Source organism: Candidatus Paracaedibacter symbiosus (assembly GCF_000757605.1).
Lineage (GTDB): Bacteria > Pseudomonadota > Alphaproteobacteria > Paracaedibacterales > Paracaedibacteraceae > Paracaedibacter_A > Paracaedibacter_A symbiosus.
This window is the reverse complement of record NZ_JQAK01000002.1, coordinates 20,764-47,640: the sequence shown is the minus strand read 5'-3', so window position 1 is coordinate 47,640 and position 26,877 is coordinate 20,764. Positions and strand designations below refer to the sequence as shown.

Annotated in this window: 14 protein-coding genes and 1 pseudogene; 6 read left to right on the top strand and 9 right to left on the bottom strand. The window is 43.7% G+C overall.

Annotated elements, in window-relative coordinates; genetic code table 11:
• Nucleotides 1-210: 210 nt before the first annotated feature.
• From IG80_RS15095 to IG80_RS14025, 5 genes are all read right to left on the bottom strand, one after another.
• On the bottom strand, nt 211-417 hold the full coding sequence (locus IG80_RS15095) for a hypothetical protein (RefSeq protein WP_156962121.1): 207 nt from the start codon (nt 415-417) through the stop codon (nt 211-213).
• Between the two features lie 68 nt (nt 418-485).
• Entirely contained in the window at nt 486-899 is a 414-nt protein-coding gene (locus IG80_RS0107790) for a hypothetical protein (protein ID WP_032113524.1), read from the bottom strand.
• The gene (locus IG80_RS0107785) at nt 896-7,783 is read right to left on the bottom strand and encodes a DUF637 domain-containing protein (RefSeq protein WP_032113523.1); all 6,888 of its coding nucleotides are present in this window, start codon (nt 7,781-7,783) and stop codon (nt 896-898) included. The genes IG80_RS0107790 and IG80_RS0107785 overlap by 4 nt, the downstream gene beginning before the upstream one ends.
• A gap of 895 nt (nt 7,784-8,678) precedes the next feature.
• Nucleotides 8,679-10,919 (bottom strand): tetratricopeptide repeat protein, encoded by a 2,241-nt coding sequence (locus IG80_RS13325; protein WP_052046252.1) that lies wholly within the window; start codon nt 10,917-10,919, stop codon nt 8,679-8,681.
• Between the two features lie 352 nt (nt 10,920-11,271).
• Nucleotides 11,272-11,949 (bottom strand): IS6 family transposase, encoded by a 678-nt coding sequence (locus tag IG80_RS14025; RefSeq protein ID WP_075553205.1) that lies wholly within the window; start codon nt 11,947-11,949, stop codon nt 11,272-11,274.
• 47 nt (nt 11,950-11,996) lie between these two features.
• Between IG80_RS14025 and IG80_RS0107770 the strand changes: the two genes are divergently transcribed.
• The 3 genes and pseudogenes from IG80_RS0107770 (at nt 11,997) to IG80_RS12530 (ending at nt 21,152) form a co-directional block, all read left to right on the top strand.
• Nucleotides 11,997-12,965 carry an IS5 family transposase gene (locus IG80_RS0107770; RefSeq protein WP_052045949.1) on the top strand — a complete coding sequence of 323 codons (969 nt, stop codon included), beginning with the start codon at nt 11,997-11,999 and terminating at the stop codon, nt 12,963-12,965.
• Between the two features lie 253 nt (nt 12,966-13,218).
• A complete protein-coding gene (locus tag IG80_RS0107765; RefSeq protein WP_032113522.1) occupies nt 13,219-20,004 on the top strand; it encodes an autotransporter-associated beta strand repeat-containing protein in 6,786 nt (2,261 codons plus the stop codon).
• Nucleotides 20,005-20,247: 243 nt separating this feature from the next.
• Nucleotides 20,248-21,152: pseudogene (locus IG80_RS12530) on the top strand (IS481 family transposase).
• Between the two features lie 240 nt (nt 21,153-21,392).
• Here the strand turns inward: IG80_RS12530 and IG80_RS0107755 are convergent.
• Nucleotides 21,393-22,490: a tetratricopeptide repeat protein gene (locus IG80_RS0107755; protein ID WP_032113521.1), complete on the bottom strand. Its 1,098-nt coding sequence runs from the start codon at nt 22,488-22,490 to the stop codon at nt 21,393-21,395.
• 254 nt (nt 22,491-22,744) lie between these two features.
• Between IG80_RS0107755 and IG80_RS0107750 the strand changes: the two genes are divergently transcribed.
• The 3 genes from IG80_RS0107750 (at nt 22,745) to istB (ending at nt 25,035) form a co-directional block, all read left to right on the top strand.
• Entirely contained in the window at nt 22,745-23,041 is a 297-nt protein-coding gene (locus tag IG80_RS0107750; RefSeq protein WP_156962120.1) for a helix-turn-helix domain-containing protein, read from the top strand.
• Nucleotides 23,042-23,112: 71 nt separating this feature from the next.
• Nucleotides 23,113-23,997 (top strand): IS21 family transposase, encoded by an 885-nt coding sequence (gene istA, locus IG80_RS0107745; protein ID WP_156962119.1) that lies wholly within the window; start codon nt 23,113-23,115, stop codon nt 23,995-23,997.
• A 291-nt stretch (nt 23,998-24,288) separates the two neighbouring features.
• Nucleotides 24,289-25,035: an IS21-like element helper ATPase IstB gene (gene istB, locus IG80_RS0107740; RefSeq protein ID WP_032113519.1), complete on the top strand. Its 747-nt coding sequence runs from the start codon at nt 24,289-24,291 to the stop codon at nt 25,033-25,035.
• A gap of 37 nt (nt 25,036-25,072) precedes the next feature.
• Here istB and IG80_RS16565 read toward each other — a convergent pair whose 3' ends face one another.
• From IG80_RS16565 to IG80_RS13315, 3 genes are all read right to left on the bottom strand, one after another.
• A complete protein-coding gene (locus tag IG80_RS16565) occupies nt 25,073-25,207 on the bottom strand; it encodes a hypothetical protein (protein WP_269517181.1) in 135 nt (44 codons plus the stop codon).
• Between the two features lie 215 nt (nt 25,208-25,422).
• On the bottom strand, nt 25,423-26,073 hold the full coding sequence (locus IG80_RS0107735; RefSeq protein ID WP_032113518.1) for a hypothetical protein: 651 nt from the start codon (nt 26,071-26,073) through the stop codon (nt 25,423-25,425).
• A gap of 251 nt (nt 26,074-26,324) precedes the next feature.
• On the bottom strand, nt 26,325-26,768 hold the full coding sequence (locus IG80_RS13315; RefSeq protein WP_198027305.1) for a hypothetical protein: 444 nt from the start codon (nt 26,766-26,768) through the stop codon (nt 26,325-26,327).
• Between the last annotated feature and the right edge of the window lie 109 nt (nt 26,769-26,877).

Here is a 26,877-nt window from a genome sequence, read left to right as displayed (position 1 = left end):
AATAGGGTCAATGTTTCTAGCCGTCAAGGTTGATGCATTAAAGCTGATTACAAAAGCATTGGTTGACCCTGTTAAGTTAATATGACCCGTATTGATGCTCATCGTTTGACCAGCAATGACGCGGGCAGGAACGGTAGGAAACAAGACATCGGGGAAAGCATGTGTTATCCCCATCGTATAACTTCGTATAATGTATGCTATACGAAGTTATTACGCGGTTGAGACAATCTTGTCGACTTCCAGTACTATGGGGATGGCGATCTCTTCACCGCGGTTAATCGTAACTTTTGTGCGGCCAGTCCAGCCACTCGAACTGCCCTGCACCTGTTGGTGCATTTGGGCGATCTTTGACGCCAGCGTCAGACCGTTAGCCGTGTCGTTCACCACCTGTGGGGTGCTGACATCGACTCCTGTCAATGATGCCGAAAAGGCGAACGTCCTAAGCTATTCACAAATTTCAAAGATCACATTGATAGATAAGGGGTTTAAGTTGTCTTAGTTAGCCTTTCTTTTAATCTTCGCTGAGCTGATTCTGCACACACGTCCCATTCATCATGAGTCAGCTTTTCTAGAATATCTAAAGGCGTATTTGGGTTAACAGCGATTCGATGCCGAACACTTTCATCCGGGTCGCTTGCAAATTTTTCAAATAGTTTCCGGGTTAAATTGGTTTTTTGGGCAATACGCCAGCGAATACTTACATCCTCATCTTCTGCTAAATAAGCAATCATCTCAAAAGAAATAGAAGAATTACCAGCGATATACTCTTTCATTTCTAGGTCTTTCTGGATGACTTCATGGCAAACGTCATCCGGAATAAATTCATCATTGGCGCGGTTATATTCTTCAGGCACGCGGCTTTTTCTTAAGCGAATAAATTCGTCTGCACTTTTAATCATTTTCCATTCACTCCATTTAAGTCTTTTTTGGGAATAAACTTCCCAGTGTCCCCTTTATGCTTATCCATTGTTTTTCCGAACTTATCTATATCCTTTTCCCATTCCAGGCCTTTACCAGTTTCACGATAAACTTTCCAGGCCGAGCCGCCATGTCTGGCTTGATCTTTTGTATAATACAATTCATCTTCCTTGTTTTGGTAAAACTTTCCAAAGCAATCGTGTTTATAAACTTTAGCAATATCTTCTTTTGATAAACTGAACTCTTTTTGCTTTTCGCTTGTCAATATCGACGCATCTGGCCCATTATGCACGCCATATGCTTCATCTCTAGTTCTCACATCAGAAGAAGCACCCTCATACCCTCCTAAAGTTGGCATTCTCTCTGGCGTTGGGGTAATGAGTGGCCTTGATCTTGCCTCTTCAGTTGTGACTCCCTCATCAACCCATCTGGCCCCTTCGGGATGGGCATCCATGGCAACGGTCGAAGAGTCATCATTTTCTTTAAGAGAGTTGGCCAACTCATTAAGGCCTAGTGCAGTCAAAACACCGGCACTGGCAGCTAATGTGGCTCCACCTGCACTAGCCAATGCTTCAACTGCTGCTACGCCAACAGCAACCAGCGGAACAAAGTTATTCTCAAGCGCATTCGTTGCAACATCAACCCCCACATCGACATCGTGGCCAGCAAGGGCGACAGCGACGGCGGCGCCGAGTTTGCCCCAGTTCATTGTTGTTTGAACTTCTGCACGGACGAGGTTTTGGTAGTCTTGGCTACCTTTAGAGATTCCTTGTCTGTCTACTTTTTCATCAACTCGAGCGCGGATGTCTTTAGCATCATCTACCGTAAGATCAGCGACAAGCTCAGCCACCATGCCACCAAGCGCGCCGGCGACAGGATCGCCTTGAAGGGCGCCGAGGCCAAGACCAACGATTCCGTGGGCTCCTTTGTGTGTCCAGAAATTCAGTCTACGGCCATTAGGGTCAGGTCTGCCATCAGGGAGGGTGCCGCTATACATCCGACTAATCTGATTTGCCCCAACCCGGCCTGCCACTTCACCGATAAAGTTAATCCCGGCATTGTGGAAGGCTTCGCTAGCCCTTTCCCGGCCCAATGCTACGTTTACACCGCCACCCACCAGGGTACTCATCGCCGCATAGCTCGTAATTTGGCCAAAGGACGCATTTAATCCGGGTGGAGGCGCCCCTATAAGACCTGCCTTGGCAACTTGTGCTGCTAGAGACATGACACTGTTACGCGAAGTCATGTTTTTGAGGGTGGCTTCCAAGTCACCATTATTGGCCACAAAGGTCGTCCCTGCCATGGACGCAAGCCCCGTCACACCGGCAGATACCATGGTTCCCATGGCCGTTCCCAGGCCCAATCCCTTAGCTGCAGAAGCTCCCCAAGGCCCGGCGAAGTATGCCATCCCAATGCCGATAGCTACCATGACAGGTTTGCTCCAGCGGCTGGATTCCACCTTCTCATAGTTCCACTTTTCTAAATGGCGGATCGTCTCCTCATACACACCTTCCACCGTTAAGGGCACAGGCCTTTCAGAATCTGTCACAATCCGCTTCAATGCACTGGCGGTTGAGACGATCTTGTCCACTTCCAGTACTGTGGGGATGGCGATCTCTTCGCCGCGGTCAATCGTAACTTTTGTGCGGCCAGTCCAGCCACTCGAACTGCCCTGCACCTGTTGGCGGTTTGTCGCAATGGCAGAACCTACTGTCAGACCGTTAGCCGTGTCGTTCACAAAAAGCGGGGTAATGGCATCGACTCCTGTCAATGATGCCGAGGGTGTCTTAAAGATAATCTTTTCTCCCGCCTTCAACAGCGCTTTGGTCACTGAAGGCTGGTCAACCTGCTGTCGTTGATGGGAACGAGACATGATCCCACTCTTACTTTCCTCAACTTCCGTCGTATTCGTGGAGATTTTTGCGTTGATATCTGCCGATGCATCCCCCTCGAACACAATCTGCTGCCCGGCGTGAACCTGGGTTCCTATGAGGGAAGTGCCTTGGCCACCAGAGACATCATTAATGACATTCTCAACCGCCCCTGTTGTACTGGGCAGATGGCTATAGGTGGTTGTTGTCGTGGTTTTACTTGAGGAACCAAAGAACCCACGCTTCTTTTCAATTTTAAGTTCAGTGTGCTTTGAGACTAATGGCCGATCTATATGTCCATTGGAAGAGCGGAAGATAACATTCTTTCCGCCGAAGGTGGCAACCCCTGTTGAGTCTAATCCATTAAATCCTTCTATCTCCGCATTATCATTGAGGCTAGCAAACAGCTGTTGGCGTCCGGCAGCTTCTTGAGGAACCATTATACCATGTTGATAAGAAACAAGGGTCTGATTCTCCGTGGCTCTAGTAATTTTGCCGCCAGTCGATTTTACCTTGAGGCGGTTTTTTGCCACCACCTGATTGCCGGTATGCTCCTGGTCACCGCTAGAGATCAAATCAATTGTATCACCCGCCGTAATACTGCCAGAAGAATCGCGATGGGGATTAACGAATTCCCGTGGCATGATCAGCTGCGCAGCTGCTTTAAGTTCATTTTGAATGGAGCGAGCCTGAAAAGTAATCATCGCCTTTTTTATTCTGGCCAGCTCTTTGTGAGAAATGATACCCGATTCATGCTGTTGGCGCATCTGTTCGGCATTATGGAATAAGTCGAGCATCAACGCTTCACCACTGACGCCGTCAATGTTGAGCGTGCCGACATGCTCTGCCATGGCGCGCTGCAAGATAAATTGCAAGGGTAAGGGATCAATCATGAAGCGTAGTAAAGGATCCGTAATGTAAGTTGGGATCGACGTGTGGTTTTGCTGCAGCTGCTCAACGGACGGAATAGTACCATCAAAGAGCTCTGGCTGGTAAAAGAGCATTTGTTGGGCAGTGGGGATAAGGCCCCCTGAAACAGGCACATCCGTTGTAATGCTACCATCCGGCAAGGCTCTGATGAACCCCTGGGGGCCATAGTATTGCCGACCCAATTCGACCAAGTCAAGAATCAGGTGAGTGTCATAGGCAGAGTTTACCCCTTGATGGTTTACTCCTTGGGCAGTTGGCGTAATAGGGTCAATGTTTCTAGCCGTCAAGGTTGATGCATTAAAGCTGATTACAAAAGCATTGGTTGACCCTGTTAAGTTAATATGACCCGTATTGATGCTCATCGTTTGACCAGCAATGACGCGGGCAGGAACGGTAGGAAACAAGACATCGGGGAAAGCATGTGTTATCCCCAAGTATAGATAAACTAAATGGTAGGGTTTTAAGGCTTCATTTTTAAAAATCCCATTAAAGGGTTGGCTCGGGCTAGCAGCAAGCCTACCGTTATGGAAAATGCTGTGGCCTGCATAGATATCGCTTGCAATATTGACGACACTTTGCGTGTTAAAATGAATATTTGCGAGAGATTGAAGAGTGCTGCCCTCTTCATTGACTAAGCTAAACCGATTGTCTGTCTGTCCTACTTTAGGCGAAGAGAATAGGGACCTAGATGGATAATAAAGATAATGCCCTGGGATGGAAAGATCAACCATGGAAGTACGAGCTTGATTATATTCTTTCCCCTGACAATAAATATCCCCTCTGGCACGAATGTTGGCAGTCTTCGCGCTAATGACGCCGTGATCAAGGTTGGCGCCAAGACAAAGATATTCTTGGGCAAAAACTTCCCCTCTTATGGAAAGATTACCCGCATCCGCCTGAAGGATAAGCGGCCCTTGGCTGGCCACATAGGCATTATTCGAGATTGTTTGAGTATAAGGAATGGTGGTAACCGACTGGTGCGCAGGGCTGATACGAGAGCCCGGATGCCCTCTGTTCCAATACTCATTAAGGTAAGCTGTCATATAGGCGCCAGCGTCTGCTGGGATAGCCTTCTCACTGCCTACAAAGATAGATCCTTGAGTGGCGTGGAGGAATGTATTCCCTCCCCCACAAATTTTACTGTACCGAGCATCAATAACGGAAGCCTCAAGAGTTAATAGACCGGTTGTAGTCAGGCGCACCAGAGCGTTATTATGAAGGCCACAACGAAAGTCGCCTTTGGCATACGCTTCCATTTTGTTGGCTGCCAAATCCTGATCTACATGCAGATGGCCAGTTAATTTTAAGACTAAATGGGGCATGGAAAGTTGAGTTGCCTGGGAAACTTCAAAATTGGCCGCCTCCACCTCCAAACGCGGAGCATTCAGATTAACAAGGTTATGAGGTGTCAGGGTTTTCCCAGGTTGTTTGTAGACCAGGGTGTCTGCTTTCCATGTTCCTTGATGCGGCGACGGTAAGTCATAAACTAAGGTGTTTTCGGCAGAGATCTTTGAGGAGCTGCGTATATTTTGAACTGAAACTACTCCTTCGGGTCCTGAGGTGGCTATTCCTGAGGTAGGCGCTTTTGCAATCGTCCACTGCGGGCCATAGAGGTTAATCTGGCATTCATTATGATTTTCCCAGGTGTCAAAGCTGTAGGAGCCACCTTGGTCAAATTCTGTTTTGCCACCAGAATAATTAATTAATGTTCCGTAGGTGCCCCCCTCATGAAGAGCCAGCGTCCCATAATTAATAAGGTTAAGGGGTGTAGCGCTGCGGCCAGCTTTTATCAATAAAATCCCTTGGTTTATTAGATTATGAGTACTAGCGTAGATATCAGCATCAATCAGATCAAGCCGCCCTGTGTTTTCTAGAGCGTGCTGAAGGATCAATTTTTGATACACTTGAGCATAGCCACTATTGATGAACCTATTCAAACTAGCGTTCTGGTAAATACTTAATTGACCCTGGTTATACAGCTCATGAACCTCGGCTAGCACATTAATCCGAAAGGTTCCCGTATTGTGAAACGCCTTCTGGTTCATGTAGGCTGTTTCGATCTCTAAATGACCAGCGTTGGAAAGATTCATATTCTGGCTTGTTTCAATCCACAGAGTTTTTATGTTAACATTACCTGCGCCTAAGGTAAAAATTTGGGTTGTCGCATACAAGTCTAGATACCCTGCGGTGATAGTTGCTTCCCGCCCCAGCGTAGGATTTGTTTGATTGAGGAAATCCGCAACTTCGATCTTTGCAGGGACGTTGTCTGCTGTGCTGCCAATAAAATCTAATTGCCCTTGGTTGTCAAAGGATCCACTTCCCTCGATTGAAGCTATTGTAAGCTTATCCTTATTGACACCTTGCCCTGTAACACTTAGCTGGTTAATCGAGGCTATCCCTTCATTGACAAGGTTAGAAAGTATAGCCTTCTCAGCAACTTTCAACTTTTGATAGTTGTAAAAATCACTGATATTTCCATCCAAAGTGTCTATGATCATCTTGCCTTTATTGGCAAAATGACCTTGGTTCATTGTCAGGTGGGAGACCCTCATTTTTCCTGATTGAGAGTATTGAGCGGTGGTATTTCCGCCTTCAATCATCAAGGTATTAACATTCACATGTCCTTGTCCCAGGATGAGGTTTTCAACGCCTGCACCTATTTTAGCATGCCCACCTTTCACAAGAGCTTTTTTGCCATAGCCGTTTTCATTGACAAACTCATGAATATCAATAATAGCAGGGCCTTGAGTATTCCCCACCAAAACCAAATGGGAGTGGTTATAAAGAGAACCACCCCCTGCCACACTTCGCACGAGCATATCTGCTCTATTTGTGAAGGTCCCACGCTCTTTAACGATCAACTTATCCGTATCAAGAACGCCATAATTCTCGGCATCTTTTACCTCAATACGGTGAGACTTTACGATATTTCCTGTGGGAGCATTAACCAGGTGATCTGCCGTAATAGAGGCCCCTTCAATTGTGCCTTCATTCGCCACCGTGTTGCTTAAGGACTTGATCACACCGCTTTGACCTGTCACCTTCCCTTTGTTAGCAATATTCCCTTGGGCAATGACTTTATAGCTGTTTCCCTTTATTGTCCCTTTGTTCTCAGCTCCCCCTGACAACACTGCTAAGGAGTTTGTGTCTTCTCCATCAATCTTTCCAGTGTTATACAGCCTATTCAGCATCAATAGGTTAATGTCCGCAGCAGTAATGCTCTTGTAATTATTTAATTCGCTTACTTTCCCCGTCAAAGCACTGGCGACAATGCGCTTATGATTATTCAGAATGCCGCTTCCTGTAAAATGAAGATAAGATTCTGTCGCAATAGTTCCTTGGTTATTGATCGTAGTATGCTGTTCTGCGTGCAAGTGCGTGCCGCTTATATTGCGAATTGTCCCTTTATTTTTAAGAGTACCTTGTAAAAGGGAAAGATAGGGAAGGTTGACTGTTGCCCCTTTTCTGACAACGGCCTGGGCTCTAGGGCCATTTAAATAAAGCTTGGCCTCGGTTAAAGCAACATGATTGCCAAACTCAACTTTTGAGGCTTTTAATTGCAGCGAGGCAAGTGTGAGGTTTTGTAAATGAACCTCTGAATGACTTGATATGGTTAAACTGCCTAACTGATTATTTTTTCCTGTTGCCAGCACAGAACCGTCATGAGTAATGAGAAAGTTTAAATTCGGGAGATACTTTGTTTGCCATTGATACCCTATATAGCCAATCTCTGGATCAGTTACTCTCCTTAAATAACTGCTCTTCTGTTCATCTTCCGGCAAAGAGTCCCCATCAGGCAAAAATGAATGGAAAAGAATCTCTTTATCTGAGGTAATATCCTGGGGGAATGATTTACATTTGAGAGTCACTTCAATGCCCGCTTGAAGCACATCTATCTCCTCACTGTAAACAGCTTTGCGTCTAACCTTTAGCTTGAAATCATTTTCCTTCCAATGGTTCCACGTTAAGCTTTCAGCAACTGCAAAACTCGGGACGATGCTTAAATGAAGATAATTGACAAGTAAAAAATAAACAAAAATACGTTTGAGAAGAGTGACAATCATGGGAGTAAAAAACCTAACATTAATTTTTTGTTAAGCAATACTTAGAAACTGTTAAGAAAATTTCAACGAAAAAAACACTCTAAAAGCGATGCTTTTTCCCTTTTTCTCATTTTGTCTTCTGAAAAACGCCCCTTTGAAATTTTTTCACACCAATTTTATGGGTGACTTTATAAAAATTTGAAGAGAATTATGATTTACTTCCTTATTTAACTGAACCATGAAATGGCTCCATTTAAAAAAGATAAAGAACTTATAGTCTCTATGAAAATGGCAATCTGCTCATTATGACTTTAAATATGGCGTTGATTATAAACAGTCGACCTTAAAGAAATTTCTTATTTCTAGAAAAAGGTATCATCAGTCCCCTTTTCTCTCCGCGGATAACGTTACCACTAATCTCATAAAAGGATGATTTGCCTGGGGATGAAAAGAATAATAATGGAACAACGTATTTAATATGAGGATAAGATGCTTATAATTAAGAATATACAATATTCTATATAATAAGCTTCAATCTGCGTATCCCACCAACACTTTTGGGTATCAGGTACCCTTTGTAATGATCTCTCATCGTAAAATCTTCCTTTTCTTATTGGAAGATTTTTACAATCAAATCTTATTCCATTCAACAACTTGACGATGCCTGCGGATTAGCCGCCAAGTAGTTTTTAATGTAGAAACTTCCTCTTCATTATTACTTTTTGTTTGCTTCTCTTCTATAAATCAGCAAGCAGTTGTACCGGAAAGCTAATATATATAATAGTTCATCCATTCCATATTCTTGTAATAAAGAGGTGATTACGATAAGCCTCAGATTCTTTAATTATACCAAGAATCATCGAATTAATTTCTTTGCAAAGCTCCCTGTGATCTTGCAAGGTATTACGGTGCTCCTTTAGTTTTTTATGATTTCTTGTAAAGCGAGTCTTTTTTCTGATTCCTCATTAGCGGCGTAGTATGGCTCTAAAAATGCTTTCAAAAAATTATGTTGGCTTTCTTTTGCATATTTTAGGCCTAACAAAATACCTTTTATTTCTTTAGTAATATTGTCCTGGCCTGGGGCAATGGCCGAAACTTCTTGCAAAATGGTGATTGAACTTTCATAAACTCCGTATAATTCTTCTAATTTCTCATGGAGTTTTGCTGATTTTAGAAGGTCAACCATATCAGGTGAACTTAAGCAAAGATAGGGTGGCAAGTCCTCTCTCAGTTTAAAATATAAGTCAGCGATGCTTTTTTTGTTGGCAACCATTTCCAGGGAAGGAGTTGGTGCCGTAGGATTCATCATAAGGCAGCTAATCAAAAATCCAGGTTCATTAATTTGGGCCACTAACTTTATATAAATATCACTCAGATTGCCAATTTGGTGGCTCAAAGTTCTAAGAGAAGAATTTTCACCAAAACCATGACCAAAACCACCGCCCGCAAAACCTTCTAGAAAGATATGGTGATCCTTTAAGCTTTCTAAGCTTCCTTTTAGATTTTCTATATCTGTCTGTGGTCCTTCTAGTGTTGAGGTGGGGTTGTAGTTGGTTAAGTCACAAGTAAAAAAGGACTGAAGAGTTTGTTTTACTGGTATAGATTTTGGGGCTAGTTTTAGTGCTGAGGTATACATCTTCACGGCTTGTTGATAATTTTGAGTCACTCCTCTTCCGGTCTCATACATTCTCCCAAGGCTAAATTGAGCAGGAGCACTATCTTGCTCAGCAGCCTTCGTGAACCACTTAACAGCGTGCTGATCGGCTTCTGGCCCTTTAGGTATTCCTGCATGGCCTTGCGCATATATTAACCCAAGGCAACATTGAGCAGGAGCATTACCTTGCTCAGCAGCCTTCGTATACCATTTGAAAGCTTGCTGATCGGCTTCTTCTCCTTTAGGTATTCCTGCACGGCCTTGCTCATACATTGCCCCAAGATTTAATTGAGCAGTAGCATTATCTTGCTCAGCGGCCTGAGTGAACCATTTAAAAGCGTGCTGATCGGCTTCTGGCCCTTTAGGTATTCCTGCACGGCCTTGCTCATACATTGCCCCAAGATTTAATTGAGCAGGAGCATTACCTTGCTCAGCAGCCTTCGTGAACCACTTAACAGCGTGATGAGCTGCTTCTTCTCCTTTAGGTATTCCTGCACGGCCGTCTCGATACATTGCCCCAAGATTTAATTGAGCAGGAGCAAGCCCTTGCTCAGCAGCCTGAGTGAACCACTTAACAGCGTGATGATCGGCTGCTGGCCCTTTAGGTATTCCTGCACGGCCGTCTCGATACATTGCCCCAAGGCTACATTGAGCAGCATCATTACCTTTCTCAGCAGCCCGAGTGAACCACTTAACAGCGTGATGATCTGCTTCTGGCCCTTTAGGTATTCCTGCACGGCCTTCTAGATACATTATCCCAAGGCTACATTGAGCAGGAGCATTACCTTGCTCAGCAGCCATAATGTACCATTTGAAAGCTTGCTGATCGGCTTCTGGCCCTTGAGGTATTCCTGCACGGCCTTCTAGATACATTCCCCCAAGGCTACATTGAGCAGGAGCATTACCTTGCTCAGCAGCCTGAGTGAACCATTTGGCAGCGTGATGATCAGCTTCTTCTCCTTTAGGTATTCCTGCACGGCCGTCTAGATACATTCCCCCAAGGCTACATTGAGCATTAGCATGACCTTGCTCAGCAGCCATAGTGTACCATTTGAAAGCTTGCTGATCGGCTTCTTCTCCTTGAGGTATTCCTGCACGGCCTTGCGCATACATAAACCCAAGGTTATTTTGAGCATTAGCATTACCTTGCTCAGCAGCCATAGTGTACCATTTGAAAGCTTGCTGATCGGCTTCTGCCCCTTTAGATATTCCTGCACGGCCTTCTAGATACATTCCCCCAAGGCTACATTGAGCAGGAGCATTACCTTGCTCAGCAGCCTGAGTGTACCATTTCAATCTTTCAAAGTTTTCAATCCCTTTGGGTGGTAACTGTTCAAAAGAAGTCGTCTCACTGTAAACTTTTTCTTTCTCGCTGGTGGGAGTTAATCTCATTTTCTTGTGGGGAGGAGGAAGGTCACCCTGGAGGTCATCCTCTTTTTCCATAGCGTTCAAGTTTAAAATAAGGAGGGAAGAGATTAAAAGAAGACTAGAAAAAGATTTCATTATTATGCTCGCTTAACTTATTATTTTCATTACCCTTGAATAGGGCATGTTTTTCACATAAATAATCTACTTATTACTTTAATGAAAGGATAAAATTCCCCCCTCTTTTTCCATGGGATTAGCTTTAGTGTATCGCCTTCCCGAAGGGGTACCGCCAAGTTAAAGCGCAAACAACATTTTCTTTCCCATTATACTAAAGAAGAAGGAGTGAAGAGATGACTGATTTCAAATGGCGGCACTATCAAGTGCGAGATAATACTTAATTGTGTTAGATGGTATTGTAAATATGGAATCAGTTAGGAAGCGTCAAGTTAACTATCAAAGATGCAAAAGATATTCTCAAGTGGACTCATTAGACGCGAAGGAGGCCTTGAGCCGCCTCAGACCAGATGGTGCAGGCGGCTCTAAAAGCATCTCTTCTTTCAGAAGCTTTTTTCAAATATCGTCCCACCTCAATAGCAAAAAGATTACGAACTTTTCCCATAAGGGCTAATGTTCTTTGTATACCCTGCGGTGATTTAAACTTAATTAGGCATTTCTCTTTGCGACGTGTAGGTTGATGGGCATTTTCAACGCGATTGTTTAACCCCTTATGCGATCGATGTTCAGTGCTCCGGCACATAGCTTGTATTGGTTTTCTGTAACTTTTCAATTTGTCCGTGACAATGACTCTGGGGTTAGGGTAGTTCCCCAACATCCGGCTTAAAAACCTAATTGCCGCTTTCTTATTACGGCGCCTCTGAAGAAAGACATCCAGTTCATATCCATCAGAATCGACTGCACGCCATAAAATAAACATTTCTCCATTGACCTTTACTGTCATTTCATCAATGTGCCACTTATCCGAAGGTTTCCGTTCCCGCTTTTTAATGACGTTTCTGAAATGGCTTGAAAATTTGATGCTCCAAGATCGAATCGTTTCATAAGAGACATGAATCCCTCGATAAGCCATCTGTTCCTCAATATCTCCATAGCTATTATTAAACCGATGATAAATGGATTTTGTTGCGCAAATAGAAAAAGTTGTCATTAAAAGGTAAATGGAAGTATTTTTTTTAAAATAAAAAAGGACGACCTATGCCTTATAAAGAACGTATTAGGCGATCAGGCGCTATTCATAAACGTCAAGAGCACTATCGCCTACAGAATTGGCCAGACTATAATCAAACTTTAATAAACAGAGGAGATCTCACTTTATGGCTTTGTGAGGATCTTCACCATAAGTGGTACGCGCAAAAATCTCCTATTTCTAAAAAAGGGCGGCCTCTTCACTATTCTGATCATGCCATTACACTAATGCTAACATTAAGGCTCATCTTTAAACAAAAACTTAGACAAACTCAAGGATTGGTCAAGTCATTGTTTCATCTCCTTGGCCTTCAATTGGATGTCCCTGATTACACAAGACTATCACGTCGAGGGACTGTCCCTTTAATCACGCGCCAATTAGAAAAAATGGATGAACACGGTCACCTTGTCATTGATAGTACAGGTATTAAAGTATTTGGAGAAAGTGAATGGCTCGAAACAAAATATGGCAAACAGTACAAACGCAAAGTCTGGCGTAAGCTTCACCTTGGCATTAGCAGCAAGGGATTAATTGTTTCTCGGATAATGACTAGTCATTTAACAGATGATCGATCCTGCTTAGACGCTCACCTTAAGCAGGCCGATGCGACAAATATTACGCAACTTATTGCTGATGCGGGCTATGATGGGGAAAGTGTTTATGAAAAACTAGAATTAGACAACATTCAAGCCATTATTCCTCCAGCTCGAGGATCTCCTTCACTGTCAGAAGAGCATTGCTCTGTCAGACAAAAGGGTATTAATTACATTGATAAAAAGGGACTATACGCCTGGCAAACAAAAAATGATTATGGCAGGAGAGCAAAAGTAGAAAATACGATATACCGCTATAAAGAGGTGATCGGTCGTAAGCTTAATGCCAGGTTATGGGATAACCAGGATGCAGAATTGCATCTTGGGTGCTTCATCATGAACACTTTTACTAATCTTGGCATGCCGGAATCAGTTAAAATCTAATAAATACGGGGAAAAGGGGACTTTATTCTTTCGTCCTATTTGCGCAACAATGCCATTAAACATGTTCTTTTTCACAAAAATTGCTAAAGGTGAATAATGAGGACCTTATGCGTAAAATCGTCATCATTGCTAATGCTAAACTTAAATCTCTACAAACATAGTTGATGATGGTGCCATAAAGATGGATTTTAATAATTATTTAATAATTATTTAGTGATAATTTATATATTGATTTTAAGTCTGTAGAAAATCCATGCATCGACACACATCCTTCTCTAAGAGTTTTCCTTCTTCAAGCCTATTAGATTTCTTCGGCCATACAAAGAAGTGCCTCTTCTTAACAATCTTTTCCTATGTTTTAACTTCAGCGCCTTTTGTATCTGCCAATACTTTAAACCCATGGAATGTGCAGTCTACTCTTGGAAGCGGCTTAAATACTCCCAGCGGAGTTGCCGTCGATAGCTCGGGCAATGTCTATATTGCTGATAGCGGCAACAATAGGATCCTGATGGAAACCCTGAGTGGCGGAACTTATACCCAGTCTACTCTTCCAAGCAGCGGCTTAAGCGGTCCCAGTGGAGTTGCCGTCGATAGCTCGGGCAATGTCTATATTGCTGATAGCGGCAACAATAGGATCCTGATGGAAACCCTGAGTGGCGGAACTTATACCCAGTCTACTCTTGTAAGCGGCGTAAGTGTTCCCAACGGAGTTGCCGTCGGTAGCTCAAATAATGTCTATATTGCTGATACCAACCACGCTAAGGTCCTGATAGGAACCGTGAGTGGCGGGACTTATACCCAGTCTAATACGATAACCTCCGGCCTACTAACGGGTCCCTATGGAGTTGCCGCCGATAGCTCAGGCAATGTCTTTATTGCTAATCCCAGCGGCAATAAGGTGTTGGAGGCAACCCTGAGTGGCGGAACTTATACCGTGACTAGTTTTGTAAGCGGCTTAAGTCAGCCCAGTGGAGTTGCCGTCGATAGCTCAGGCAATGTCTATATTGCTAATACCGTCAACAATACGATCTTGATGGAAACCCTGAGTGGCGGAACTTATACCCAGTCTACTCTTGTAAGCAGCGGCTTAAATGGTCCCTTTGGAGTTGCCGTCGATAATAACCCGGGCAATCTTTATATTTCTGATTCCAACAACAATAGGGTGGTGAAGCTGAATATTGAACAGATTAATATTACGGCTAATACGGGGAGCGGCGGAACAGTAACTTTACAAGATAATTCGACCTACACGGTATTAGAAGGGGTAGCCAATAGCGCAATTAATCTATCCACTTACTCATTAACCGCCAACATCAGTAGCGCTTCTACATTTAATGGAAATATTATAGGGGCAGGTTCTCTCACGGTTGGCACGGGCACCTTAGCTCTCACGGGGACAAATACCTATACAGGCGGGGCGACGGTTTTAAAGGGGATCTTACAAGTTAACTCTGACGCAAACCTAGGTGGTATCTATAACGCCATTACAGCGCCGAATGCGACATTAACGTTGGGGGATGGGACAAATAATACCCTTGGGACTTTGCAATTCACGGCAGCTAATCCTACCATCGCGCGTCCTATTGCTGTGGCTGGAACAGCAGGAGGAGCCGTCGATATGAATGGCAACAATGGAACTTTGTCCGGGGTGATCAGTGGCAGCACTCCGTTTTTGGTGACAAACTCTTCTGGGACAGCAGCGACATTGACCCTTACCGGCACCAATACCACTACGGGGGGAATCTCTATTGGCAATAACGCCACCTTAAGCGTGAGCTCAGCTAGCAACCTTGGCAGCACAGTAACGCCTGGAGCAGTCACCTTTAATGGGACAAGCAATCCAACTTTGCAAACCACTGCGGCGATTACATCGACCAATTCAATCACTCTGATGACCAGCGGTACGATCAATACGGGCGCAAATGCTCTCACCGTTTCTGGAGTTGTGAGTGGCGGTAACTCGGCTGTGCTCACTAAAAATGGTTCGGGGATGTTGAGTTTGACTGGCGTGAACACCTATAGCGGTGGGACAGTAGTCAATGCAGGGGGAGTGGCCGTGGGTAACAATAATGCTCTGGGCAGTGGGGGCTTGAGTCTAGGTGCTGGGACAACCTTGCAACTGGCAGCATCTATTCCCGCTACAACTCCCCTTGCCACCGTCATCAACTTAGGTGGGGCCAGCACCATCGATAGCAACGGCAACACTGGGTATTTAACAGGCGGGATCAGTGGGAGCAGCCTGACAGTTGTTTCTTCCGTTGGAAATGGAATGGTGGTTATTGGGGGGGCAAATACGCCATCAGCAACCACGATCAGTTCGGGGACCTTGGCACTGAAAGATGCATCAAGTACTCTTTCTAATACTATTACCATCAGCCCTGGGGCCGCTTATGACGTGAGTAATGGGGCAGCGAATCCGTTATTGGCCAACATCACAGCTGGAGCGGGTAGCAATATCTCGATTGGGAATCAGAATCTCAATCTAACTTCAGGGGCTGTCAGTGGCAATATTCTGGATGGTGGGTTAAGCACATTAACTGGGGGGAAGATTATAAAAACAGGCGCGGGCACCTTAGCTCTTACAGGGACGAATACCTATAGCGGTGGGACGACTGTCAATGATGGTATCTTACAAATTAACTCAGACGCAAACCTAGGTGGTATCTATAACGCCATTACAGCGCCGAATGCGACATTAACGTTGGGGGATGGGACAAATAATACCCTTGGGACTTTGCAATTCGGGGCTGCCAATCCAACTATTGCACGTCCTCTTGCTTTGGCTGGAACAGCAGGGGGAGCCGTTGATGTGAATGGCAATAATGGAACCTTATCCGGGGTTGTTAGTGGTAGTACTCTGTTTTCGGTGACAAACTCTTCTGGCACAGCAGCAAGCCTTACCTTGACAAAGGCAAACACCTTTACTGGTACGACATCGATTGGCAGCAAAGTGACCCTTGCCTTAAGTGGTGTGGGGAATATTGGTAGCTCTGGCTTGGGCTTTGTAGATAATACCTCGATCTTTGATATTAGCGGGACAACCTCAGGGGCTACGGTTGGTGACTTAAATAGTGGCGTGGGCACTGTTTCTTTAGGTGGGAAGACATTAACCTTTGGAACCAATAATACAACAGCACAGACCTATGGTGGTGTGATTCAGGACGCTGGTCTGGGAGGATCAATCCTCAAAGTTGGGACCGGCACAGCCATTTTAAGTGGCACCAACAACACCTACACAGGCGGCACTACTTTCAATAGCGGGATCTTGCAAGTGGGGAATGATGCCAGTCTTGGCAATAGCTCAGGTGCTCTTCACTTTACGGGTGGCACGTTGCAGTGGAATGCTGCTTTCAACCTTGCGAACACACGCGCAATCACTCTTACTACTACAACTGATACCTTGGATACGAATGGCAACGACACAACCATCTCTCAAGCTATTGCTGATGGCGGAACGTCAGGGACTCTTAATAAAGCAGGGTTGGGGACGTTAACACTGACAGGGACCAATACCTATACGGGCGGCACGCACATCAGCGGAGGGACTTTGGCCCTTAGCGGGGCTGGGGCTTCTTTGGATGGAATCAGTACAGTGACGGTTGATGGTGGGGCTACTTTTGATATTAATGCGGGTCCAGCAACAACAACGATTGGCGCTTTGTCTGGAACATCAAACTTAGCATCGGTTAAGTTAGGGGCTAATAACTTAACTTTTGGTGCAACTGATCCGACATCGCAAACATTTTCTGGGGTAATTTCTGGGACAGGATCTATTACCATGCAAGGAAGTGGGATTGTGACCTTGGATGGGATGAATACCTATACAGGAACAACCACAATTAATTCGGGAATCTTAGCATTAGGCGTAAATGGTTCGATTGCAAGTTCGGCTTCTATTAATGTTAAAAATGGTGGGACTTTTGACGTGAGTCAAGTGAGTGGAGTACAGGTGGTTTTAAGCGGTGTAACAACACTTGATTTGGGAAGTGCCCTTAAGATTGGGAGTAAAAATTTCTCTCTTCCGAGCGGTATCTTTAATGGCGCGATTGAAGATGGGGGGATTAGTGGAGAAACTGGGGGATCGCTTACGAAAACGGGTGCGGCTACATTAACCATCAATGGGGTGAATACTTATACTGGATTGACCGACATTCAAGGGGGAACCTTAGCTCTTGGAGGTTCCAGTTCGATTGCAGATTCAGCAAACATTCATATTGCCAATGGTGCCATCCTTGATGTGAGTGCGGTAACCACTCCGTCTCTGGCGAACGTCAATGCGGATCAAGGTAGTAATCTTTTGATTGGGGGACAGTCAGTCACTCTAGGTGGTACTTCTGGTAGTGCAACCTTTGCTGGAAATATTTCGGGATTGGGAGGTTCACTTACTAAGACAGGCGGCAGCAGATTAATCTTAACGGGAACGAATAACTATAATGGCTATACGCAGGTTAATGGGGGGATCTTGCAAGTGGGGGATGCCTCTACCTTGGGTTCTCTTGCTGGCAATGTTATCGTGGTGGCAGGAACACTTGATATTAGTAACGCTAACGTGGATCTTAGTCAGGTTACTAGTGATTCTGGCAGCGCGATACAAGTTGGAAATCGTGCCTTTACCTTAATAGCGCCTCAAACCTTTGATGGAGCGCTTCAAGACGGAGGGGTTACAGGAGCAACAGGTGCTTCACTGACGATGAATGGGGCGAACAATACTGATGTGTTGGCTTTGAATGGGGTAAATACCTACTCCGGAGGAACAACCTTACAACAAGGGATTATCACCATTAACAATAGTCAAGCTCTTGGCACAGGTACCTTTGGCTTTGCTGGAGCTGGGGGGTCAACCCTTCGGTTAGCCCAAGCTTTAACAGGTCCCATAGCCAATGCGATTCAGATGACATCAGCAGGTAATCTTGACACCCAAGGCTTTGATGTGGAGTTATCAGGAACGATTACGGGTAATGCCACCTTGACTAAATTAGGATCAGGTCTGCTTACTCTATCAGGACCTAACTATAATAATGGTGTGATCCATCAAAATGGCACCATTGCCATTGGCAATAATCAGTCTTTAGGGGTTGGTAATTTTACTTTTGATACAGCAGGGGATATTTTACAGATAAGTTCAACTTTAACCAACGTCAGTAACCCTGTGGTTCTCGTTCAGGATGGAACGATTAATACGGCTGGCAACAATGCCAACTTTAGCGGTCAATTCACCGGTACGGGTGGTCTAACAAAGAATGGAAATGGTGTTTTACAGTTAAGCAATGCGGATAATACATATTCCGGGCCAACACTTGTGGATGGGGGAGAGCTCAAGGTCAATGGTTCGATTGCATCTTCTGCTGTCACCGTTAACAATGGGGCGATACTGAGTGGGAATAACACGATTAAAAGTCTAACCAACAGTGGAACTATTACACCTGGAAATTCTATTGGTCAAATCATTGTGGAGACAAACTTTAATAATACAAATGGTGTATACCAATGTGAAATCAACGCCAACGGCCAATCAGATTTAATCCAGGTTCTTGGCACAGCCACCCTTGGCGGCACTGTCAATGTAACGCCGGATGCGGGCAGCTATATAAGTGGCACTACCTATACAATTCTGACGGCCGTCAATCCCATCACGACGCAGTTTGATGCGCTAACGTCGACTTCGGCCTTATTACAATACAAACTTGCCTATACCACCAACAGCGTTTTATTAACGGTAATAAGGCAAGCCTCCATTGGCAGTATTGTCACGAGCGGCAATGCAGGCACCATTGCTGGATATATTGATGGGTTAGGCACACCACCAGCTGGATCAGTCCTTGCCAATCTTGAAGCAGCTCTGTCAAATTTGTCTGGCGATGCGCTTTATAATGCTTTAAATCAGCTTCACCCGGCGCCCAATGTGCTGATTGGCGCAGCAATAGTCGCAACCGAACTTGATCAAGCAGATGGTCTTTTTGAAGCGTCCTTTACTGACCGCCTCATCCGCAAAGTCAAGAAGCGCTTGAACGATAAGGAAGCTCAAGGTCAGACCCTTGGTCTTGCTATTGCTCAAGGCAATATACCACTGGCAATAGGGCTTACTAATGTGCTCAGCAAAATTGCAACCCATTCTGAGACGCATCTCAATCTTGTCCCTAAAACACGTGAAGTGCCACAAAACTTACGCACAACTTTGGGTAAATCGACTTTCTGGGTGCAACAGACTGGGGGTCACTTCAGCCAGGATGCTATTGCTGATGGCAGCCCCACAATCGGTGTTGCCGGGGTGAAAGTCAACACCTATGGTACTGCCGTGGGCACCGATACTTTTATCACCGACGACCTCATCATCGGGACCACCGTTGGTTATGCGAATACCTCTTACAACCTTGACCAGAATTACGGTAATGGGACTATTAACAGCTACCGCACTGGTCTTTATGGGATCTGGGCACCGACAGAAGACTGGTACGTCAATGCCGCTGCGTTCTACGGTCACCACATTTTTAAAGGCAACCGCAATCTCACAATCGCTGGTCATACCGATACCGACAGCCAGCAACACCATGGCAACCACTATAGCGGAAATTTTGAAGTCGGACGCGACTTTATGGTCGGTGAAACGATCACCTTCACTCCTTATGCAGGTTTTGGTGGGCTCTACTTGAACGAAGCAGGTTATACGGAAAGCCAACAAGGGATCAATCCCAATCTGGCCGTCCGAAGTCGCTCAAGTCGCTTTATCCAAGCCAAAGGTGGCGGTCAACTTTCTGGCCTGTTCGATCTGAATGATGTCCAGCTCTACCTCTATGCCAAACTTGGCTATACTTATAAACAAGAGCTAGGTACTCCCCAAAGGGTCACTGCTTCCTTTGCTGGTTATGGCAACAGCTTCACCGTCTTCGTGAACAATAAGCGTCAGAATATGGTGAACCCCGGCCTCGGTATCACTGCTGTTTTCGGGGATAAATTCTCTCTTACCGCGACCTATGATGGCGAAATTAGCCAAACACAAAAATCACATCAAGGGATTATTAGATTTACTTATAAATTTTAAAAGCTAGTCGGATAAGCAGTCAAAGACCGTTGCATAAGGGGGTAAAAAGATATTATACATTTCGGTTCCAAAAGTCACGCTTGTATCTTGGCAATACCTCTTGGAGGCTGATCCCCTACAAGGGTAAGGGAGAAGAACCTATTGATTTAAGTTGCATTCAATTGCCTGAAGGAATTATGTATGAAAATTGGGACTTAGGTTGACAGATTTGGTATAAAAAATTTGTTAACCTAAGGTGTTTTTATGACGAGACAAGAACAACAAGATATTTACCGAAAGCTTAAAGTTTTAAAATATGCCGAAGCAATAACAAATGTATCAAAAGCTTGTCGTTATTTTGGGATTTCGCGAGAAACATTTTACCAATGGAAAAAATCTTATAAACAAAAAGGGGAAGTAGGATTAATTAACAGTAATCCTTGTCCAGCAAATCCAAAGTTAAGAACCCCTGTTTGGATTGAAGAAAAGATTCTTTACTTAAGACAAAACTATCATTTAGGCCAACAGCGAATTGCTTGGTATTTGAAACGCTACCATGAGTTAATATCTCTTCTAGTGGGGGTTATAGCGTTCTTAAGAGAAATGGGCTTAACTGACTTTCTTCCAATCAACAGAAACGTTCTCTTAAATCTTTTAAGCGTTATGAAAATCAGGTACCTGGACATAGAATCCAAGTAGATGTTAACTTCCTCGACTTACAAAATAAGCAAGGGGAGAAAATAAGACGCTACCAATATACAGCTATAGATGATGCCACACGAGCAAGAGCCTTGAAAATCTACGATCGGCATACTCAAAAAAATGCTATTGATTTTATTAACTATATTTTACAATGTTTTCCTTTCCGGATACATACTATCCAAACAGACAGTGGGCATGAATTTCAAGCACAGTTTCATTGGCATTGCGAAAATCTAGGAATTAGGCATGTTTATATCAAACCAAGGTCACCTCATCTTAATGGAAAAGTTGAACGTTCCCATGGGATCGATCAAGTAGAATTTTATCAACTTATTAATTTTACTGATGACATAGACATTCGAAAAAAATTGGCAGAATGGGGAAAATTCTATAATTGTCATAGGCCTCATTCTGCTTTACAGGGAAAAACACCTTTTGAAGTTCTCAAAGGAAAACTTATCTGCTAAGCTAAAAATAACTTGTCAGTCTTAATTGTAACATACGCACTTTTACATTACCTCTCCCGAACAAAGCCCACAAAGAAGGGCCTGAAATTAGGAAAGATTCAAAGGAAGAAGAGCTACTTTCCAAAGATACTGTTCTCCATTTTACATTTGTAGTCATAGATAGTTTCTCTCTCCCTTTTCTTAGGCTTTACACTTAAACTATCCCCCTTCATTTCATACTTTTCTTAAAATTAAATATTTTTATTTTTCGTCCATTTTTGAAGGAGAACTCCATGGAAGCCGCGCACGCATTCCTGGCAAAATCCCTTTCTTCTGGGCTAATTCTATGTTGAATGTCTTTAGATTTTTTTTTGCTTGTTCACTACCTAAGTCAATCGCTTTTTGGTATGCTTTTTTAACATCTCCTATTAAATATTTTCCTTCTTTATACCCATCATGGTAAATGTAAGCTAATTTATGCGCAGCGATGGCCAAGCGCTTTTTACCCAAGACTTGTTCTGCCTTTTCGTTTTCAACAACTTTTTTTAGGTAGGAAACAGCTTCAGGGATATTTTTAATTCCAAAATAAATACTACCTAACTTATATTCAGCATAGGTATCTCCCTGTTTAGCTGCTTTTGTATACCATTTAATTGCTTCCTCTGTGTTGGAAAAAAATTTATTTTGTCCCGACGAGATCCCTTTCAGGAAAATAGTACCCAAAGCAGTTTGAGCAGGTGCGAAACCTTGTCCAGCTGCATGAAGGCACCATTCAAATGCCTGGGTCATCTCTTCTGGCGTCACGTTAATTTTTCCAGATGTATTGTCAATTAAAATAATATTAGCCACACCAATTTGAGCTGCTACATTGCCTTTTATTGCTAGTGGCGCATATAATTTATAAGCCAGATCAATCTCATTTGCGCGTTTATGAATGGCTGCCAGACGCATATTGGCACTTTCTAACCCTAGGCGGCCAGCCTTTGAATAAAGACTTTTTGCTTCGTCTAAATTAACAGCACCTCCCTCTCCCTTCTCCCACATATCTCCAAGTGTTTCAGCAGCCTGGGGTTGGTCTCGTTCTTCAGCTAATTTAAGTATCAGGCGTGCTTTCTTTAAGTCGTTGTCTTTTGTGGGTGAATTATAATATTGTAAGCCCAATCTATATAACTCTTCCTTATCCATATTTTCATAATGCTGGCTTACCTCCAAGTATCCAGGATAAAGGTTATAACCTTCTTCGCCCTTATCTTCTTCGCTAAGGCGATGGTAGGGGTGATTGGGCATTGAAGGACCATCCATTGCCACAACATAGGTACAAAGGGTGCTTAATGCAGCAAGAAGCAAATGCTTAACCATTACATATTCTCCAAATAAAGATTTTTCGAGATTTATTTAAACAGACTAAAGCATAAATTTTGGTTAATTATGGTGTCAACAGCCATGATATTTGACCCCCCCCCTTGGCGCCAAAGTTATTGACCCCTTTTGAAGTGGTTAAATAAGCCAATTCGCCAGCATTATTGACCCCCTTCGTGGGTCAATAAATTGGCAAGGAAACAATAATTTATCTCATATGCTTTTGAAGTGACTAACAAGAAGGCATCGAGAGAATGGCAAGGAGAACAATTCCGATGATTGAAGTTGAAGAAGTTTTATATCGGTGGTTAAAGGGAATGAGTCTTAAGGGGATCAGCAGATCCCTGGGTATATCGCGTAATACAGTCAGGAAACTGATTACCCAGGCGCAGCAAACAGGATTGACTCATCAAAGCAAGGTGGAAGAGATTGATGGTCTGAGAGGTTCATTTATGAATTTACGCCTTAAAGCGTCAGCAGAAAATGCCCCTGCACAGAGTTATTTAGCCAATCAGCATGAACATCTCATTGGCGAGAGAGGCCTTACATGACGATTACACAAATGGTGAGATTGTTTGGCCAGAAAGGTGCCAGGGTGAGTGAGACGAGTTTACGTTGATACATAACCAAGCATTTTCCACAATTACCTAAGTCAACGATTCACCTTGAGACGGTGCCAGGCCGGCAAGCCCAGGTGGATTTTTGTTATGTTGGTATGATGATTGATCCGCTGACGCACAAGCAACGCAAAGCCTATGCTTTTATCATGGTCTTATCCCATAGCCGTTATCGGTTTGTGCGGTTTGTCTTCCGTCAGGATATCGCCAACTGGATTGATTGTCATATTCGGGCATTTCATTTCTTTGGAGGAGTTCCTGAGACAGTGATGCTGGATAATCTAAAAGCAGGCGTCTTGAAAGCTGACATTTATGATCCAGTTTTTAACCGCTCTTATGGTGAACTGGAGCGCCATTATGGATTTGTCTGTGACCCTAACAAAGTGAAGACAGCTCAGCACAAAGGCAAGGTAGAACGCAGTGTTAAACTTGTCCGTCAGCAACTCCTTGCCGGTAGAAGTTTTGAAGATATTGAACAAGTCAATGCTGGCGCTCTCCATTGGTGTCGCCATGAGATTGCCAACCAGGTGACACGGACAACCGGTCGCACACCTTGGGAATTATTCACTGACCAAGAAAAAGCAACCCTTAAACCTTTACCGGCTACAGATTATGAACGTGCCTTGTGGCAAGAAGTGAAAGTCCATCTGGATCAACAGGTGATGCTTGAAGGTTCTTACTATTCTGTCCCAACATCGTATATTGGCCAGGCACTGTGGTTAAGAACCACCCAACGAATGGTGAAAATTTATGAGGACACTCAAAAGATCAAGAGCCATATCCGTGCCACAAACCGTGGTCAGTGGATAACAGATCCACAAGACTATCCTATGCATAAGCAAGATTTCTTAACCAAGGATAAAGATTACTGTGTCCAACAAGCCCAATAAATTGGACCTTTTACTACTCAGCTTCTAGAAAAGGTCTTAAAAGCCCCTACTATGATTGGCCAGAGAAAGGCACAGGCCATTTTAAGATTAGCTCTCAAGTATGGAACAATCGACTAGAGTCTGCCTGCCAACGCTCTCTATCATTTGATAATTATGCCTACCGCAGCTTGAAGAAATCCTGGCCCACAACTATGAGAGACAGGTTGATCAGCTTGCACCGTGTATCCTTGGTCATCAAACAAGCTATATCCGATCGGCCCATGAACTTGTGCCGCTTCAAGGAGGCGTACAATGACAACGTATCCTTTAACCGAATGCCTGAAGCGATTACGCTTATCCGACATCCTGGAGAGCTATGAAGTCCGCTTAAGCCAAGCACGCGAGAATGCCCTGTCCCATACCGAATGGTTAGAATTATTGTTGCAGGATGAGATCCAGCGGCGGGATAATACAGCCTTTGTTGAACGGATTAAGAAAGCCAGGTTTGAGCAGGAGAAAACACTCGAATCTTTTGAGATGGCCAGGTATCCCTTAAAAATCCAACATTTGATCCGTGACCTAGCAGTGGGTCATTATCTGAAGGAAAACAAAGGTCTTTTAATTGTTGGCCCCATCGGCACTGGTAAAAGCCATCTGGCGCAAGCCCTTGGCCACCAAGCCTGCCGTCAAGGCAAACGAGTTAGGTTTATTCGAGCTGCACAGCTGTTTAGAGACATGCATGCTAGCCGTGCTGATCATAGCTGGGAAAGAGCTTTAAAGCGATTCATAACGCCTGATTTATTGATTATTGATGACTTTGGATTAACTGCGTTGACCTTTACCCAGGCAGAAGATTTATACGAAATTATCGCCCAACGCCATCTAAACTCCAGCCTTATATTTACCAATAACCGTAAGATTGAAGCTTGGGTTGATCTGTTCCCTGATGTCGCGATGGGAAATGCTGCCCTTGATCGGCTGATTAGTCAAAGTCATGCCATTGTGTTGGAAGGTGAGTTCTACAGACGGCACTTCTCAGCTAAAATAGCACAACCATAAAAGGAGGAAAATCAGATGGCAACAATCACATAAATTATTACCCAGAGGGGTCAATTAAGTTGGCGCCAAGGGGGGTCAATATCCTTGGTGGTTGACAGTCTGATTCAATAGCTAACTTAACGGCTGATTCTTTGAATTCTGACGGGTAGGTGTTTGGCTTCTTATCGGACATTTTTTTAGGACTTCCTTTCTTGAATTTTATCTCAATCAGCTTGTCCAGTTTACTGTAGCCACATCAATCTTGATAGGATACACTTGATTAAACTTTCAACAGACAAGCATCAGGACCCAAAAACGTCTGCTCTCTCAAAAATCGTGAAAACCCGCTTTAATAAATGAGGGATTTTTTTAATCCCTAATAATTGACTACAGACAGAGGCGGAAAGGTTATTTTATCTCCAGCAGCTTATGTTCCTCTAGATAATTTTTTATAATTTCTTGAGCATCATGGATAGCATCCTTAACTTTGGAATCCGATCTTTTGACCGTCTGTAAGGCTTGTGCAAGCGACTTGAGAGAGGCAAAAGTTGTTACTTGAAAATGACAAGATATTAAATTCTGAAGCGATGAGCCAAATCTTGGATCAGACACAAGGTTTCCACCAAACTTTTCTAATAGATCGCCGATTACTAGAACATGCTCTTTCCAAGTGTCTTTTTCCATCGTCAGACGGTTCAAAAGATCATTGCTGCTTAAATGACGAAAAGAAATTAATGCTGATAAAATAAAGTCATTCTTAGCAAAATAAGCCACAACATCATTCCATGCATTCTGAGGTTCTTTCTTAAGAAGTTCTGTTAAGGCATGAGGACGTTGTTGAAAGAGCTTGTGCACTTCATAATGGTCATTTTTAGGCTCTACAGGAATTTGGCTTTCAATATGATGAAAAAGCTTTGTTAGATTATATTTTTGCTGAGGGGGAAGCTCTGAGGAATTATCATTTTCCACAGCAAGGGTTAAGGTGCTTAATAATCCTAGGGTAAAAATAATGAAAGCTCTCATCATGAAGGCTAGTTTTTCAGAAAGTATTTTGTACATTACTTGCTTCCTTTTATAGATATTGGCTGTTCGGAGCTAAAAAACTCTCCATTGAGAATTTTATTGATAATGAAGCTAGTCCCAAGCTTCGTGTTTTATAGTGCAGTTTTGGGTTAGATTCACTATATGTCTCCATAGCCGATCATATGTTTTCTTTCTTAATTTTTAGTAAAACGTAGGAAATTGATACAAGTCATTTCTAAAAACTAATTAATGGAATAGACCAGCCAGTTACCTGGTCTGACCCCTCGTTAGAACTCACGGCTTTTACATGAAATTTTGCTTTGACTAAAGTTAGGAAATTTCAAACAAGCTGAGGAGGAAAACGGCTTGATAGAATATTTATTTGGCCCGCCTCTTTTAAAACACAGATCTGTAGGTAGCCAAAGCCTTATTTTGGGCATACTCCACGCATCATGATCATTGTGCAACCAGTAGATATGTTTTTGGCCGCTATAACCCAAGCAATCTCCACCTTTTTTAGCCATGGTCGTTGTCCAATCCCCATGAGTGACAGACGTGTCCAAAAGATCTTGGGCATGCAATGTGAAGGCAGAATTTTCAAATATATCTACAAGAGTTCCACATTTCAGCCACTCCTGAAAAATCCGGAAAATCTGACTATAGTGAATTTCTGCTCTACCGGTTTCATCTTTATCAAGGGGAAGCATTTCCCACTGCCAGCCCATATTCAAAAACTTCAAAATGTAGTTGAAAATCTTATATCTAGAGATCTTAAAAGGGCGACCTCGCATTTTAGGAGGAAGATGCTCCAAGATAAATTCATTAAACTCAGAGTGACTC

Coding starts and splice junctions, on each gene's coding strand:
- IG80_RS0107790 (WP_032113524.1), bottom strand. CDS start 899: ATGATTAAAAGTGCAGACGAATTTATTCGCTTAAGAAAAAGCCGCGTG.
- IG80_RS0107785 (WP_032113523.1), bottom strand. CDS start 7,783: ATGATTGTCACTCTTCTCAAACGTATTTTTGTTTATTTTTTACTTGTC.
- IG80_RS13325 (WP_052046252.1), bottom strand. CDS start 10,919: ATGAAATCTTTTTCTAGTCTTCTTTTAATCTCTTCCCTCCTTATTTTA.
- IG80_RS14025 (WP_075553205.1), bottom strand. CDS start 11,949: ATGACAACTTTTTCTATTTGCGCAACAAAATCCATTTATCATCGGTTT.
- IG80_RS0107770 (WP_052045949.1), top strand. CDS start 11,997: ATGCCTTATAAAGAACGTATTAGGCGATCAGGCGCTATTCATAAACGT.
- IG80_RS0107765 (WP_032113522.1), top strand. CDS start 13,219: ATGCATCGACACACATCCTTCTCTAAGAGTTTTCCTTCTTCAAGCCTA.
- IG80_RS0107755 (WP_032113521.1), bottom strand. CDS start 22,490: ATGGTTAAGCATTTGCTTCTTGCTGCATTAAGCACCCTTTGTACCTAT.
- IG80_RS0107750 (WP_156962120.1), top strand. CDS start 22,745: ATGGCAAGGAGAACAATTCCGATGATTGAAGTTGAAGAAGTTTTATAT.
- istB (WP_032113519.1), top strand. CDS start 24,289: ATGACAACGTATCCTTTAACCGAATGCCTGAAGCGATTACGCTTATCC.
- IG80_RS16565 (WP_269517181.1), bottom strand. CDS start 25,207: ATGTCCGATAAGAAGCCAAACACCTACCCGTCAGAATTCAAAGAATCA.
- IG80_RS0107735 (WP_032113518.1), bottom strand. CDS start 26,073: ATGTACAAAATACTTTCTGAAAAACTAGCCTTCATGATGAGAGCTTTC.